Origin of the sequence: Aggregatibacter actinomycetemcomitans, assembly GCF_023518055.1 — a bacterium.
Taxonomy (GTDB): Bacteria; Pseudomonadota; Gammaproteobacteria; order Enterobacterales; family Pasteurellaceae; genus Aggregatibacter; species Aggregatibacter actinomycetemcomitans.
The window spans coordinates 1,054,934-1,070,918 of record NZ_CP085096.1; the positions used below are offsets into that span (position 1 = coordinate 1,054,934).

General features: G+C 39.9%; 11 protein-coding genes, 1 tRNA gene and 1 pseudogene. 4 read left to right on the top strand and 9 right to left on the bottom strand.

Going from position 1 to position 15,985, the window contains the following annotated elements:
• The first annotated feature begins 14 nt into the window (after positions 1 to 14).
• Positions 15 to 1,865, top strand: coding sequence for an RNA polymerase sigma factor RpoD (gene rpoD, locus LIN98_RS05440; RefSeq protein WP_005569269.1), 1,851 nt, complete (start codon positions 15 to 17; stop codon positions 1,863 to 1,865).
• A 61-nt stretch (positions 1,866 to 1,926) separates the two neighbouring features.
• On the opposite strand, the gene lon is transcribed toward rpoD, so the two are convergent.
• The gene (gene lon / locus LIN98_RS05445) at positions 1,927 to 4,341 is read right to left on the bottom strand and encodes an endopeptidase La (protein ID WP_041915520.1); all 2,415 of its coding nucleotides are present in this window, start codon (positions 4,339 to 4,341) and stop codon (positions 1,927 to 1,929) included.
• A gap of 189 nt (positions 4,342 to 4,530) precedes the next feature.
• Positions 4,531 to 4,620: transfer RNA gene (locus tag LIN98_RS05450), tRNA-Ser, on the bottom strand.
• A 154-nt stretch (positions 4,621 to 4,774) separates the two neighbouring features.
• Between LIN98_RS05450 and dauA the strand changes: the two genes are divergently transcribed.
• Positions 4,775 to 6,529: a C4-dicarboxylic acid transporter DauA gene (dauA, locus tag LIN98_RS05455; RefSeq protein WP_005548445.1), complete on the top strand. Its 1,755-nt coding sequence runs from the start codon at positions 4,775 to 4,777 to the stop codon at positions 6,527 to 6,529.
• A 25-nt stretch (positions 6,530 to 6,554) separates the two neighbouring features.
• Here the strand turns inward: dauA and LIN98_RS05460 are convergent, their stop codons facing one another.
• The 7 genes and pseudogenes from LIN98_RS05460 to LIN98_RS05490 form a co-directional block, all read right to left on the bottom strand.
• The gene (locus LIN98_RS05460) at positions 6,555 to 7,445 is read right to left on the bottom strand and encodes a DMT family transporter (RefSeq protein ID WP_005568395.1); all 891 of its coding nucleotides are present in this window, start codon (positions 7,443 to 7,445) and stop codon (positions 6,555 to 6,557) included.
• 429 nt (positions 7,446 to 7,874) lie between these two features.
• Positions 7,875 to 8,432 carry a hypothetical protein gene (locus tag LIN98_RS05465; protein WP_005568396.1) on the bottom strand — a complete coding sequence of 186 codons (558 nt, stop codon included), beginning with the start codon at positions 8,430 to 8,432 and terminating at the stop codon, positions 7,875 to 7,877.
• Between the two features lie 37 nt (positions 8,433 to 8,469).
• On the bottom strand, positions 8,470 to 9,654 hold the full coding sequence (gene uxuA / locus LIN98_RS05470; RefSeq protein WP_249856077.1) for a mannonate dehydratase: 1,185 nt from the start codon (positions 9,652 to 9,654) through the stop codon (positions 8,470 to 8,472).
• 19 nt (positions 9,655 to 9,673) lie between these two features.
• A complete protein-coding gene (locus LIN98_RS05475) occupies positions 9,674 to 10,429 on the bottom strand; it encodes an FCD domain-containing protein (RefSeq protein WP_005539311.1) in 756 nt (251 codons plus the stop codon).
• Positions 10,430 to 10,443: 14 nt separating this feature from the next.
• Positions 10,444 to 12,819 (bottom strand): glycoside hydrolase family 31 protein, encoded by a 2,376-nt coding sequence (locus LIN98_RS05480; RefSeq protein ID WP_053330331.1) that lies wholly within the window; start codon positions 12,817 to 12,819, stop codon positions 10,444 to 10,446.
• 23 nt (positions 12,820 to 12,842) lie between these two features.
• Positions 12,843 to 13,157 (bottom strand): annotated as a pseudogene (locus LIN98_RS05485) (TRAP transporter large permease subunit); the annotation flags it as partial.
• Positions 13,158 to 13,276: 119 nt separating this feature from the next.
• Complete coding sequence (locus LIN98_RS05490) at positions 13,277 to 13,777, bottom strand: TRAP transporter small permease (RefSeq protein ID WP_005572192.1); 501 nt, start codon at positions 13,775 to 13,777, stop codon at positions 13,277 to 13,279.
• Between the two features lie 210 nt (positions 13,778 to 13,987).
• Between LIN98_RS05490 and LIN98_RS05495 the strand changes: the two genes are divergently transcribed.
• Both LIN98_RS05495 and LIN98_RS05500 read left to right on the top strand, forming a co-directional pair.
• Positions 13,988 to 14,980 (top strand): TRAP transporter substrate-binding protein, encoded by a 993-nt coding sequence (locus LIN98_RS05495; protein ID WP_005568404.1) that lies wholly within the window; start codon positions 13,988 to 13,990, stop codon positions 14,978 to 14,980.
• A gap of 54 nt (positions 14,981 to 15,034) precedes the next feature.
• A complete protein-coding gene (locus tag LIN98_RS05500) occupies positions 15,035 to 15,979 on the top strand; it encodes a sugar kinase (protein ID WP_005589886.1) in 945 nt (314 codons plus the stop codon).
• Positions 15,980 to 15,985 lie beyond the last annotated feature (6 nt).

The following is a 15,985-nucleotide window of genomic DNA, read 5'->3' on the forward strand; positions in this document are numbered from 1 at the left end:
GGCGGATATTAAATATGGATCAAAATCCACAGTCTCAATTGAAACTACTCATCGCACAAGGGAAAGAGCAAGGTTATTTAACCTACGCCGAGGTCAATGACAGCCTCCCCGAAGAATTAGTCGATGCAGATCAAATTGAAGATATTATTCAGATGATTAATGATATGGGGATTCAGGTGTTGGAGACCGCACCGGATGCCGATGATCTGATGCTCAATGAAAATATCACCGATGAAGATGTCGTTGAAGAAGCAACCCAAGTATTATCCAGCGTGGAAGCAGAATTAGGGCGGACTACCGACCCTGTACGTATGTATATGCGTGAAATGGGTAGCGTAGAATTGCTTACCCGTGAAGGCGAAATTGATATTGCCAAACGCATTGAAGAAGGTATTAACGAAGTACAAAGCGCCATTGCCGCTTACCCTGAAGCCATCACTTACTTAATTGAGCAATATGATTTGGTAGAAAATGGCGGTGTACGCTTAGCCGACTTAATTACCGGTTTCGTTGATCCTAATGTGCTAACCGAATCCGAGACTGAAGAATTGGCAGAAGATTTTAATTCCGAAGAAGGTGGCGATATTGATAGTGAAAGCGAGGAGGAAGAAGATAACGAAGGGGGAAGTAGCGATGACAGTGATAGTGATAACAATGTTGATCCTGAAATTGCACGGGAAAAATTTACCGCACTTAAGCAGCAACATCAAAAGACCTTAGAGAGCATTGCAAAACATGGTCGTACGGCGAAAAAAGCAAAAGATGAAATTCAAGTGTTATCAGACATCTTCACTCAATTCCGCTTAGTACCAAAACAATTCGATATGCTAGTGCTATCTATACGTGGTATTATGAAACGTGTTCGCGGTCAGGAACGTTTCATTCAGCGGATTGTGGTGGACAATGCCAAAATGCCAAAATCCGGTTTCCAAAAAAGCTTTATAGGACATGAAACAACTGATACGTGGTTAGTGAAAGCCTTGTCTGCCGGTAAATCCTGGTCGGAAAAATTGGTACAATATGAAAACCAATTACGCCAAGCCATCACCAATTTGGTGCAAATCGAACAAGATACCCATCTGACGATTCCACAAATCCGAGAAATCGGTGAGCGCATCACACAAGGTGAATTAAAAGCCCGTCGTGCAAAAAAAGAAATGGTAGAAGCAAATCTGCGCTTAGTAATTTCTATTGCTAAAAAATACACCAATCGCGGATTACAATTTCTTGATCTTATTCAAGAGGGTAATATCGGCTTAATGAAAGCAGTGGATAAATTTGAATACCGGCGCGGCTATAAATTCTCTACTTATGCCACTTGGTGGATTCGTCAGGCAATTACCCGTTCTATTGCCGATCAAGCCCGCACCATTCGTATTCCGGTACATATGATTGAAACTATTAATAAACTCAATCGTATTTCCCGTCAAATGCTGCAGGAAATGGGACGCGAAGCCTCGCCGGAAGAACTGGCAGAACGCATGGGCATGCCGGAAGATAAAATCCGTAAAGTGCTGAAGATTGCGAAAGAGCCGATTTCGATGGAAACCCCAATTGGCGATGACGATGATTCCCATTTAGGCGATTTTATCGAGGATTCCACTTTAGAGCTTCCGTTAGATTCCGCGACCGTGCAAAGCCTGAAAGCAGCAACGCATGAAGTACTGGAAGGTTTAACCCCACGGGAGGCTAAAGTCTTGCGTATGCGCTTTGGTATCGACATGAATACCGATCATACTTTAGAAGAGGTGGGTAAACAATTTGACGTAACCCGTGAACGTATTCGCCAAATCGAAGCCAAAGCGTTACGTAAACTGCGCCATCCAAGCCGTTCCGAAACTTTACGCAGCTTTCTGGATGAGTAATTCATAATACAATAAAAAAGCCAAATTATTCGATGATAATTGGCTTTTGAAAAACACTGAATTAATTGACCGCACTTCTGGAAACGGTTTTCTTACGACGACCGCTTTTCACTGCCGAAATTGGATCCAGCTTGACAAACTCAACGCCTAACGGCGGATTTTCCAGTGCAAGGCCTAGCACTTCGTCGATGGTCTCCACCGCATGAATCTTCAGATCACGTTTTGCATTTTCCGGAATATCTTCCAAATCCTTCACGTTATCTTTCGGAATAATCACGGTTTTAATTCCGCCACGGTGTGCCGCCAGCAACTTCTCTTTTAAACCGCCAATCGGCAACACTTTGCCGCGCAGACTGATTTCACCGGTCATCGCCACCTCTGATTTCACCGGATTGCCGGTTAAACAGGAAACCAATGCGGTGCACATTGCAATCCCTGCGCTCGGGCCATCTTTCGGTGTGGCGCCGTCCGGCACATGGATGTGAATATCACGTTTTTCGTGGAATTCAGGGTTAATGCCCAGTTTATCCGCACGGGAGCGCACTACGGTCATCGCCGCTTGAATGGATTCTTTCATCACATCACCAAGAGAACCGGTATAGCTGAGTTTGCCTTTGCCCGGCACCGACGCGGTTTCAATGGTGAGTAAATCACCACCTACTTCCGTCCATGCCAAGCCGGTGACTTCACCGACGCGATTTTGCGTATCGGCACGACCGAATTCAAAGCGTTTTACCCCAAGGTAATCATGCAGGTTCTTCGCATTCACTTTGATGGATTTTAATTTCTTATCTAACAGTAAGGTTTTTACTGCCTTACGACAGATTTTCGAAATCTCACGTTCCAGATTACGCACTCCGGCTTCACGGGTATAGTAGCGGATAATATCCACAATCGCACTTTCATCAATGGTTAATTCACCCGTTTTTAAGCCATTACGCTCCATTTGTTTGGCGATTAAATGACGGGTGGCGATATTTAATTTTTCATCTTCCGTATAACCGGATAAACGAATCACTTCCATACGATCCAACAATGGGGTCGGAATATGCATGGAGTTGGACGTCGCCACAAACATTACGTCGGATAAATCATAATCCACTTCCAGATAATGATCGTTAAAGTGGGCATTTTGTTCCGGATCCAATACTTCCAACAAAGCAGACGCCGGATCACCGCGCATATCGGAAGACATTTTATCAATTTCATCTAACAGGAAGAGCGGGTTTTTCACACCGACTTTCGCCATTTTCTGAATAAGTTTGCCCGGCAGTGATCCAATGTAAGTTTTACGGTGACCGCGAATTTCCGCTTCGTCACGCACGCCCCCCAGCGCCATACGCACATATTTACGCCCTGTTGCATTGGCGATAGACTGTCCTAAAGAAGTTTTACCTACCCCCGGTGGTCCCACCAAACAAAGAATCGGGCCTTTCAACTGATTTAAACGGGTTTGCACCGCAAGGTACTCCAGAATACGTTCTTTCACCCGCTCCAAACCGTAATGATCGACATCTAAAATTTCCTGCGCTTTGGCAAGATCTTTTTTCACTTTACTACGTTTGTGCCAAGGCACTTGTAACATCCAATCAATATAACTGCGCACCACCGTTGCTTCCGCCGACATCGGCGACATCATTTTTAATTTTTGTAATTCGGCTTCGGTTTTCTCGTGCGCTTCCAACGGCATTTTCGCCTGTTCAATTTTTTGGCGCAGGTGCTCAATTTCACTCACGGTATTTTCTACTTCACCGAGCTCTTTTTGAATTGCTTTAATTTGCTCATTCAAATAATAATCGCGCTGGCTTTTTTCCATTTGTTTCTTAACGCGACCGCGAATGCGTTTTTCGACCTGCAATAAATCCGCTTCCGATTGCATCAAACCAAGCAAATATTCAAAACGTTCCACTACGTTGTTCATTTCCAGCACGGTCTGTTTTTGTGCGACGGAAACCGGCAAATGAGACGCCAAGGTATCACTTAATTGTTCAAGATTTTCAATTTGCTGTAATGCGGAAAGAATATCAGGCTGAACTTTTTTGTTTAAATTCAAATAGTTTTGAAATTCATCCAACGCTGCTTTGTGGACGACCTGCAATTCTTTCTTATTGCCAAGCGTACTGTTCAACGGCTCAATCTGTGCCTGAAAATGCACTCCGGAATCTTCAATATGATGAATTTTGGCGCGTTGTTGCCCTTCTACCAACACTTTTACTGTGCCGTCCGGCAACTTTAGCAGCTGAATAATGTTGGCAATAGTGCCCACATCATATAAATCTTCAATGCCCGGCTCTTCCAATTCCGCCTGTTTTTGCGAAACCAACAACAGCTGTTTTTCATTATTCATGGCTTCGTCAAGACTGCTAATGGATCGCGGTCTGCCGACAAATAACGGCATCACCATGTAAGGAAACACGACAACATCGCGTAATGGCAATACCGGTATGGTTTGTAATTCTGATTTTTTTGCTCTCATCATGTACTCTCTTATCTAAATTCCGCTGGCTTGGCTCTATATTGGGATGGATTATGTTAATTCAAGACCTAAAACAGATATGCCGGCACAGAAAAGTGCGGTCGTTTTTTTCAGTGTTTTTTATTATTGAAACGGCTGTCAGTATAACCGAAATTGATTGGTGTAAGGCAAAATAAAATTCATTAAGAATGGCGGTGAGAGGGGGATTCGAACCCCCGATGCAGTTTCCCGCATACACGCTTTCCAGGCGTGCTCCTTCAACCACTCGGACATCTCACCGTGATTAGGACTTGCGCACTATAAGGATTTCATTGAGCCTCGTCAAGTATTTTTGTAATTTGTATGATTAGAAGATAAAAATTTCACCAACAATCGGGTAAAATAAGCGCGATTTAAAGGGCTATTCCATTCACTCTCACATCTGATTTTCATTATGTTAAAAAAATGGTTTCTTTCTAAAAATGTGTTCTTGGCGGTTAAACCTTTCAGCGCGCTAAAAGACAGTTTTCGTGCGGGCTACAGCTCCCGTCATTTGGTCAAAGACATTATCGCCGGTCTCACCGTCGGGATTATCGCCATTCCGCTTTCCATGGCATTGGCAATCGCCAGCGGTGTGCCGCCACAGCATGGGTTATATACGGCCATTGTGGCGGGGATTATTATCGCCCTAGCCGGCGGTTCCCGCTTTAATATTTCCGGACCGACCGCCGCCTTTGTGGTGATTTTATATCCCGTCACCCAACAATTCGGGCTAAGCGGCTTATTGATGGCAACCCTGCTGTCGGGCATTATTCTGGTACTCATGGCGCTGTTCCGTTTAGGGCGATTAATCGAATATATTCCGTTGCCGGTCACGCTCGGCTTCACATCGGGTATCGGCATTGTTATCGCCACCTTGCAAATCAAGGATTTTCTCGGTTTAGACATTGTCCAAATGCCCTCTCATTACCTTGAAAAAATACAAGTAATTTTGACCGCACTTCCAAGCATCAACTGGGCGGATACCGCCGTCGGCGTCGTCACGCTGTTTGTCTTAACCCAATGGCACAAACTACGCCTGCCGATTCCGGGGCATTTGCCTGCGGTCATTATCGCCACCTTGTTATCGCTAGGGCTAACCCATTTCGGCTTTTCCGTCGTAACCATCGGATCTCAATTTCAATACACCCTATCCGATGGTAGCACCGGTTTTGGCATTCCAAGCGTTCTGCCGGAATTTGTCTTGCCGTGGAACATTCCCGATGCACAAGGTAATCTGATTAACTGGAACTTCGACACCATTCAAAGTTTGCTTCCTGCCGCATTTTCCATGGCGGTATTGGGTGCTATCGAATCCTTATTATGTGCGGTCGTATTAGACAATATGACCGACACCAAACACCATTCCAATAACGAACTGTTGGCGCAAGGTTTGGGCAATATCGCCTCCCCGTTCTTCGGCGGGATCACCGCCACTGCCGCCATCGCCCGTTCGGTGGTGAACGTCAAATCCGGTGCGGTCTCGCCGCTTTCCGGTGTAGTGCATGCGTTATTGGTGCTTTTCGCCCTGTTATTCTTCGCACCGGCACTTTCCTATTTACCGTTATCCTCCATGGCGGCGTTATTATTAGTCGTCGCCTGGCACATGGCGGATTTACCGCAAATCATTCAGCTCATCCGCCGCTCCGGACGCAATGAAATCACCGTGTTATTGGTTTGCTTGGTGCTCACGGTGCTTTTCGACATGGTTATCGCCATCTCGGTAGGCGTCTTACTGGCGAGTTTATTATTTATCCGCACCATTGCCGAAATGACCAAATCCATCAGCATTGCCGTGCCAGAGGATTTAGACGACGTGTTAATTTATCGTATCAGCGGACCGCTCTTTTTCGCGGCGGCAGATAATCTCTTCGCCGATTTGCACGATAAAACCGTGCACACGGATCACGAAATCAAACATATCGTTTTACAATGCGATGCCGTGACCGTGTTAGATACCGGGGGCATCCATGCCCTCACCCGCTTTGTGCAGCATATGCTTCCGCATCAACAACTTTATATGTGCAATATGCAATTCCAACCGCTGCGGACGATTGTCAAATCCGGTAGCCTGCCGGAAATCAAAAAAATCAACTTCGCCACGGATTTGCCGGAAGCATTGAATAAGATTCGGGAGTTTGAGGGAATCGAGGTGAAGAGTGAGAGTTAAATGATTGGTTAAAACGAGAGTGCTTTTAATAAAACATACCTTTATTTGTTCTTCGTTTTAACATCCCAGGAAAACAATAAACAATAAGTGCACTTAAAATCAGAATACAACCTAACATTTTTTGCCTGCTCATAGACTCATTCAATATAATCGTACTAAAAACCATTGTCCAAATAAGTTCTAATAACATGATAATAGCTGCATTATTAATATCACAATGCTTTTGCGCGACTGTTTGTAAAAACACTCGCAGATTGGTAGCTATAAGAGTACTGCCAACAAACCAAAACCAAGTATTTTCAGGAATAGGAAAATACCATTTTTCAAAAATTAACGAGTAACTTCCAGCTAAGAAACCAATAACACCTAATTGAATCGTAGTTAAAGATAAGGTTGGGATATTTTTAGAAAATTGATTATTTAAAACAAAATATAAGGCTGCAGAACATGAAGCTAGTAAAAAGAGTATATTACCATACGAGAGATGTAATCCCTTTCCGTCTTCATTTGAAAGCAAATATAAACCAGAAATTGCAAGTGGTAAACAAAACCAAAAAACATATTTAGGCTGATATTGAAACAATATCCAAGATATCACTGGCGCAATCAGCATTGCCAAACTATATAAAAAAGCACCTTCTCCCAAATCTTCACTATAAATTAATCCGGTAATCCATAGAACCATATTGACAATATAAGCCAAACCTACAGATGCCGCTTTTAATTTTTGAGAAGTAGTGAGTTTAATTATTGCTTTAAAAGATAATGGCAGAAAAATTAGACATGCCAACGTGAAACGCAGGCCAATAAATCCCATTGTAGGCATGCCTTCTAAAGAATATTTAGAAAAGAACCAGCCTGATGCAGCAATGAATGTGACGATAAAAAGGAGAAGCTCGCCGGTGTATTTTTTCATTGTGTCCACCAAATAAAATCAGCACTCCTCAAAGTGCTGATTTCCTCTCCATCTTATTATTTTGATCTATAAATTAAAATTGCACGATCATCAAAGGTGTAGTTCCCTTTCATAACACCTTTCGTCGATGGGTTTTCAATACGCAATGGATCTGACTGTAATTCAGATTTTAGTTGATTTTCATAGCTTTCAATCGTTGCTTCTTTAGCATAGGTTTCATATCCATCTGAAGATAATTCAATTACTTTTGGTTTTTTATCAAACTTCCAAGTTTTTAGTTCATTTTCAGAGATGTTAAAACCATCGATAGCCCAATATTGAAATGCTTTTGGCGCATTTGGGTTGTTTTGAAATTCTGATTGTCTTTGTAATAATGGAATAATATAGAAACGACCGAGGTCATTTTCTTCTATTTGTTCAGGTGTAAATTTAAGATCTTTCAGATTTCAGAATTTTTACTCTTAATGCACTATTTAAAACATCTACATATTTAGCCTCATCATTGTAATTCACGCCATCAATTCTGGCTTTTGAATCACCAATTGCAACCAATTCATTTGAATCTAGGTTGTACCAAATTAATGTTGCCGTTGGTCTAAATAAAGGATTTTTCTCAAAATCCATATCGGAGTTTTTGTTATAAAACTCTCTGAATTTCTCATTGATTTTTTGCAATACTACTTTTTTATCAGTATTAGGAGGTAACGATTGAAAAACATCTTGAATAATATCACGACTAACGCGTCCACTTTTTTTACTATCATATTTTTTGCCTGATTTATCAGTAGCACCATCAAAAACGGCAAGATAATGATCGTTAAAAAACAACCCATCTTCACAAATTTGATTATTTTTCTCTCCAGGACCACCTTTCCCTTGGATAAAATAATCAATAGAGCCACTTTTAATTATGCTTTGGACAGGTTTATCATAAGTCAGATTATCCTGTGCTAAAGCGGCTAACGGCAGAAGTGGGAGAATAAACAACGCTTTTTTTATAGTTTCCTCCTTGATAGAAACAATGTTATTTATTGAAATACACTTTTTTTAATGCCATTTCTAAACCACGAAATTCAGCTAAACCTTTTAATCGACCGATAGCAGAATAGCCAGGATTGTTTTTTTTATGTAAATCATCCAACATTTGATGACCATGGTCAGGACGCATTGGGATTAAACGAGTTTCGCCGTTATCTAATCGGCGATATTCTTCAGTTAATAAGGCTTTTACCACGTTGAACATATCCACATCACCTTCTAAATGGGCGGCTTCATGGAAACTTAATGGGTTATCTTCACGTTGAGTCGAACGTAAGTGTGCGAAATAAATTCGGTCGGAAAATTGTTCCGTCATTTTCACTAAATCATTATCAGAACGCACCCCATAAGAACCGGTACACATTGTAAAGCCATTAGCCGGTAATGGTTGAGTTTCGACAAACCATTGCATATCTTCAATGGTGGATACAATACGTGGTAAACCTAAAATTGGACGTGGTGGATCATCAGGGTGAATCGCCATTTTAATATAGACTTCTTGAGCGACCGGTACAATTTCATTTAAAAAATAAGCTAAGTGAGTGTGGAACACTTCAGGTGAAATATCTTTATAGCGATCTAACTGACCTTGAAATTCATCTAAGGTATAGCCTTCTTCTGCCCCCGGTAAGCCTGCAATAATATTACGAGTAAGCTGTTGAATATCTTGATCACTCATTTTTTCGTAATAGGCTTTTGCTGCGGCTATTTCGTCTTTGTTATAGGTTTGTTCTGCACCTGGGCGTTTTAAAATATGAAGCTCAAAGGCTGCAAAGGCGATTTGATCAAAACGTAACGCTTTTGAGCCGTCAGGGAGCTCATAAGCTAAGTCGGTTCTTGTCCAGTCCAAAACCGGCATAAAGTTATAACAAACTGTATCAATGCCGCATTTTGCTAAATTGCGTAAGGTTTGTTTGTAGTTATCAATCCATTTTTGATAATTGCCGGTTTGGGTTTTGATTTCTTCGTGAACTGGCACGCTTTCGACCACCGACCATGTTAAGCCGGCATTTTCAACCTCTTTTTTACGTTTTTCGATTTCTTCAATGCTCCAAATTTCACCGTTAGGGATATGATGAAGTGCGGTGACAATACCGGTTGCTCCGGCTTGTCGAATATCTGATAAAGAAACGGGATCTTTAGGGCCATACCAACGCCATGCTTGTTCCATATTTAACTCCTATTTATTTCTAACGTTCAACAACAATTGGACTCATGTTAAACAAATAGCCATCAAAATTAGGATCATCTACATCTGATAATTCAAAGAGCTTTTGTTTAACATTTTCTAAATGTTGCCACATTGCTTTTTTAGCCATTGCAGGATCTTTTCTTTGCAATGCTGTAATAATATTCTCATGATCTTGCAACCAGAGATGTCGATAACTTTGATTTGGAATATGGAGATGAAGCCCTTTCCACATTTGGCTATTAACACGGAGATCCCAGAGCGCTTTTTGCATTTGTACAATCACTTCATTTTGAGTAATTTCAGCAATGGTGCGATGAAAATCTTCATCGGCAACATAGTCTTCATTACCCTGCTCAAGTGTTGCTCGTTCTGTTGCTAGAATATCTTTCAATTTTGTAATATCTGCTCTTGTTGCTTGTAATGCAGCAAATTCAGCCATACTGCTTTCTAATAACTGACGGGCTTGTAATAATTCAAAAGGGCCTACATCCACTTTATCCAAAAAATCATCATTGCTTGCAGCACGCTGAGGTAAGGCGATGACATATACACCAGAACCTTTTCGTACTTCGATGAGATTTTCAATTTCAAGCATGATGAGTGCTTCTCTGATGACTGTACGACTAACATTAAAATATTCAGCTAGATCTCGCTCAGCAGGTAATTTACCACCTATTTGATATTGATGATTGGCAAGTTGTTCTTTTAATTCATTTCCTATTTTTTTATAGGATCGTAAGTCATCTAAGTTCATAATTTTTCCTAAATTTAGTTTGATAAACTCAATTTATAGTTTTGATTAGCTAATTTACCATTAATGATTAATTTTCTTCTTTCATTTTCAGGAAGACGGAAATTAATTTCTGTGTATTTAGGTAAATAATCACCTGATTTTTCTAAATTGAGTTCTATTGTTTGGTTCGTGCATTTTAGATGAATGTGAAGCTCTAAATATTTACCTTTGAGATAATCAAAACTTTCGCCATCATCATCAAACACTGTGATATTTCTTTCTCCTTGATTAATAAAAGGCATAATTAATAATTCTCGATAATCATCAGATAATGTATTTTTATGACCTTTTCTCGCCATTGGAATGACACTTCCAGCTCTTAAAAATAAAGGGATCCTTTCTAATGGTGTATCTACCGTGATTTTTTCGCCGCCATTAAACCATTTATGAGTGTAAAAGTCATACCAGCCTGCAAAATTTTGTGGAAGATAAACATCCCGTACTCTTTGATTTGGTTCTACCACAGATGCGACTAATAAATCTTCACCAAGAAGATAATCATCATTTTCTGCAAATGTGTTTTTATCATGTTCATGATCAAGGAAAGTTGGACGCAATATAGGTTCGTTATCTTGATGTGCTTTCCAAAGTGTATTGTATAAATAAGGCATTAATACATAACGTAGTTCAATTGCATCACGAATAATATTTGTCACTTGTGGATACATCCAAGGTTCGTTGACGGTTTTGTCATCATTCCAAGAGTGAATGGTAAAACGTGGGTGCATCACGCCATTTTGAACCCAGCGGACAAATAACTCCGGATCTGGCTTCTCGCCTGAAAAACCACCAACATCATGACCGACGTTATAAAGGGCTGAGAGACTCATCCCTAATCCCATTTTGATGTTATAGCGTAATGTATTCCAGCTTGTACGGTTATCACCAGACCAAGTTTGAACATAGCGATTCATGCCTGGAGAACCTGAACGAGAAATTAAATATGGGCGTTTATTTGGTGCATACTCTAATTGCGCTTCATAAGATGATTTCATCATCAATAGTGGTTGTAATGGGCGTAATAAGTTAATTGGCATACCTTTTCCAAAATAATGGCATTTGGCTTGGTTATCCCACACTTCAAATTCATTATTGTCATTCCATGTAGAATCAATACCATAATCCAGTAATTGCTGTTTTACATTTGTTTTCCACCAATTGACAGTATCCATATTAGTAAAATCTAAATGTGAACCTTCATCATCCCAAAACATGGATCTTTCAGGGCTATCAGATTCAGAATCTTTAATAAATAGTCCTAATTTTTCCACTTCTTGATAGCGTGGATGGTCTTGTAATAAACAAGGTTTAATATTTGCAGCTAATTTCATTCCAGCATGGTGGAAATGTTTTGTTATTTCTTTTGGTTGTGGAACTTTGTCATAATTCCAGTTAAAGACATAACGTTTCCCATTAATAGATGTATAACCTGATGAGAGCTGGAATGAATCACAGGGAATGTTATGTTCATCGCATAAATCTACGAATTTTTTAAGTTGCTCTTGTGCATCAGGTGCATCGGTGTAATACATTGTAGAACCGCTATAACCCAAGCTCCATTTGGGGCCGAAGATAGTGCCACCGGTTAATTGGCAATATTTTTTCGTCACATCTAAAATTTTAGGACCTAAAATGACGTAGTAATCAAGATTTCCGTCTTCTGCTTTGTAAGTGCGGTAATAAGCGTGGTAGTTATCAATTTCACTACCTAAAATAAACCAACATGGCGCAAGATTATCGTAATATAGACCATAACTAACATCTTCTGTGTGAGTAATATAAAACGGAATATGTTTATAAAGTGGATCGGTATATTCTGCGTTATAGCCCATCGCATCAAGGTTACGCATTTCAAATCGACGACCGTGACGGTTGAGATTACCGGCTTTTTCGCCAAGACCATAATAGTGATCTTGGACACTTCTTTGTAAATAATGAGAGACTTCTGTACTTGAAATACCCATTAAATAAGCACCGGTTTTTCTATCAGCAAAGAGTGTTTTCCACTCCCCATCTTGTTTATATTCCCATTCTAAATAGAGTGGTTGATGAATAGTTACCCTTAAAAGTGCGGTTGAAATTTCAAGTGTTTTTTCTGTTTGTTTGATTTCATAATCAGGACATGAGAAACCAACTAATGACCATTTATCACGACCTTGCCAATCAACATCGGTTTGATTTGGTGTAATTGCCCAAGTATGTGGCACTTTAAATTCATTATTTTTCGTGAAAGCAACTCGCAACATGTCATTTTCTAATACGAAAATATGAAGTTGGTAGCCATGATCACAAGAAATATAAATGCGATGATTATGATTTTCTACAAAAAGCCAATTTTTAATCGTTTTCATCTCTATTTTCCCCTGTCAATAAATTAATAACCTAATAACATTCGTGGTAATGCTAAACTTAATGATGGAACATAAGTCACCAGTAATAACGTCATAATGAGGGCAAAATAAAATGGTAACAATGGATTAATAACCTGATTAATTTTTATGCCGCCAACAGAACAACCGATGAATAATGCACTACCAACCGGTGGAGTACAGATACCGATAGAAAGGTTGAATGCCATTAATACACCAAAGTGAACCGGATCCATACCTAATTCAGTGACGATAGGTAAGAAAATTGGAGTGAAAATAAGTAATGCAGGTGTCATATCCATGAATAGCCGCATCAAAAGGAATTGATAGCATAATGGTAAGAAGTGATGCGATACCGATAGAAAATGAAATTGGTACACCAATAAATAGCAGCATGAAGAAACTAGAGCAAAGTATAATGATATTTGACCATTCCATTTTATTCTCCTTGGTGAGCTGCATTCATGTTGTGGATGTTATTAATGATATCTCTGAGAAGGTAAAGGAGCATAAAGCCTCCGCTTAGTGGAATTGCCAGATAAACAAGCCCCATTTGAATGCCTATCACTGGTGATATCTGTCCGTTATTTACCGTATCTATAACGAGTTTAAATCCACCATAGCACATAATAACGGCTGCAAATGAGACACTGATAAGGTTAATGATAAGTTGTAAGCGATTTTGATTAATTGGAGAATTTTCAAATTTGTTGACTAAAAGATCAATGGCAAGGTGTTTCTTCCGACCTAATGCATAGGCGGCCCCCATTAATCCTACCCAAATAAAGAGAAAGCGCGCGATCTCATCAGTGTAAGTACTTGGTGTGTTAAGAATATAGCGAGACAAGACTTGCCAAACTACACAGATAACTAAAAATGAACTTAATGCAACACAGAGTGTTGATAAGGCCCAATTTATGACAGATATGAACTTGTTCATTACGACTCCTTTTTGCCGTTAAATTTAAATTGGTAAACCAATTATGCTTTAAAATTTCTTTTCTGCAAGTTTTTTTGTTTAAAAGTGTGATCTGGCTCACCAATTACAAATAATTGGATTGACCACTTGATTTTTTTGGGTCTATTATCTTCACAACCTCCTAGTTGTTAGAGGGTTGTTCTTTAATTTACTTACTATGGGAGATGCGTTATGCAAATCAAAAAAAATGTTTTTTCTTATGCATTGGTCTTGGCGTTATCAGCTGGGATGGCGTTCTCAGCTTCTGCTAAAACCGTACTAAAATTAAGTCATAATAATGACAAAACTCACCCTGTGCATATTTCGATGCAATATATGGCAGATGAAGTTAAAAAATTAACAAATGGTGAAGTGGTGATCCGAATTTACCCAAATAGCCAGCTTGGTAGCCAGCGTGAATCAATGGAATTATTGCAATCCGGGTCACTAGATATGGCAAAATCAAACGCAAGTGAATTAGAAGCATTTGAGCCATCTTATGGTGCATACAATATTCCGTATCTTTTCCATAATGTTGATCATTATTATCGTGCTCTACTTGATCCTGAAGTTGGGCAAAAAATTCTTGATTCATCAAAGGGCAAAGGTTTCATTGGGTTGACTTATTATGATGGTGGTGCGCGTAGTTTCTATGCGGGTAAGGCAATTAAATCGCCTGCGGACCTCAAAGGTATGAAAATTCGCGTTCAACCAAGCCCAACCGCAGTAGAAATGATCAAATTAATGGGTGCTTCTCCAACACCTTTAGCTTATGGTGAACTCTATACCGCACTCCAACAAAAAGTGGTTGATGGCGCGGAAAATAACCAAACAGCATTAACCTTAGCTCGTCATGGTGAAGTGGCTAAATTCTTTAGTGAAGATGAACATACTATGATTCCTGATGTGCTCGTAATTGGTCAAAAATCTTGGGATAAATTAACTCCAGAACAACAAAATGCACTTAAAAAAGCCGCTGATGATTCAATGATGTATCACAAAGATTTATGGCAAAAAATGATTGCTGAAACCACTCAAGAAGCTAAAGATAAATTGGGTGTAGAATTTGTGAAAGTAGATAAACAACCTTTCATTGATGCAACAAAAAGCATGCATGATGCGGCAAAAGCCAATCCTTTGCTTAAAGAATACATTGAACGTATTGATAGTTTGGCAACCAAGTAGTTTATGTCAGAAGGGTGCGCTTTCGCGTATCCTTTCATTTTTGTTGGGGCAAATATGAAAAAAATAGCATTTATCGGCGAGTGCATGATTGAACTGAATGGAAAGCCATTTGGCGAAATGTGGCAAAGCTATGGTGGAGATACATTAAATTCGGCCACTTATCTTAGCCGAATGAGTTCGCCAAATGACATTCAAGTTTACTATGTTTCTGCGTTAGGCTCGGATAATTTAAGCGAGCAAATGCGAATGCATTGGCAAGCGGATGGGGTGAATACGGATTGGGTGTTAAAAGATGAAAACCACCAACCAGGTTTATATCTTATCCAGCTTGATGAACAAGGCGAGCGCACTTTTCTCTATTGGCGTAACCAATCTGCTGCTCATTATATGGTACAACATCATGATTTTTCACAGGTTTTATCAGCACTAGAACAAGTGGATATGATTTACTTGAGTGGCATTTCACTTGCGATCTTACCTAAAAATGACCGCACTTTTTTGCTTGAACAGCTTATAAAATTAGCTAAAAAAGGCGTGCAAATCTCTTTTGATAGTAATTTTAGACCTAAACTCTGGGATTCATTCCAAGAGGCTCAAGATTGTTATTTGCAATTATTACCTTGTGTGAGTCTCGCGCTTGTTACCTTTGATGATGAGCAATTATTGTGGAACGATACAAATGAACCGGCCACGCTAACGCGCTTACATCAAATTGGCATACCAAAAGTAGTTGTAAAGTGCGGTCGAAATGGTGCGATTTTTTCAGATTCTCAAACTTCTCAATATGGACAAGTTGTGCCGAAACCTATTTCAAATGTTGTTGACACCACATCAGCAGGAGATTCTTTTAATGCCGGCTTTTTGAATGGTTATTTACGAAATAAACCTTTAGACATTTGCTGCCGACAAGGCAATTATGTCGCGGGCATTGTGATTCAACATAAAGGCGCGATTATTGATAAACACGCCACTTCTCATCTTCAATCTGAATTTAATTAACGGAGT

Coding starts and splice junctions, on each gene's coding strand:
- LIN98_RS05495 (WP_005568404.1), top strand. CDS start 13,988: ATGCAAATCAAAAAAAATGTTTTTTCTTATGCATTGGTCTTGGCGTTA.
- uxuA (WP_249856077.1), bottom strand. CDS start 9,654: ATGGAACAAGCATGGCGTTGGTATGGCCCTAAAGATCCCGTTTCTTTA.
- LIN98_RS05500 (WP_005589886.1), top strand. CDS start 15,035: ATGAAAAAAATAGCATTTATCGGCGAGTGCATGATTGAACTGAATGGA.
- lon (WP_041915520.1), bottom strand. CDS start 4,341: ATGAGAGCAAAAAAATCAGAATTACAAACCATACCGGTATTGCCATTA.
- LIN98_RS05490 (WP_005572192.1), bottom strand. CDS start 13,777: ATGAACAAGTTCATATCTGTCATAAATTGGGCCTTATCAACACTCTGT.
- LIN98_RS05480 (WP_053330331.1), bottom strand. CDS start 12,819: ATGAAAACGATTAAAAATTGGCTTTTTGTAGAAAATCATAATCATCGC.
- LIN98_RS05460 (WP_005568395.1), bottom strand. CDS start 7,445: ATGAAAAAATACACCGGCGAGCTTCTCCTTTTTATCGTCACATTCATT.
- LIN98_RS05475 (WP_005539311.1), bottom strand. CDS start 10,429: ATGAACTTAGATGACTTACGATCCTATAAAAAAATAGGAAATGAATTA.
- dauA (WP_005548445.1), top strand. CDS start 4,775: ATGTTAAAAAAATGGTTTCTTTCTAAAAATGTGTTCTTGGCGGTTAAA.
- rpoD (WP_005569269.1), top strand. CDS start 15: ATGGATCAAAATCCACAGTCTCAATTGAAACTACTCATCGCACAAGGG.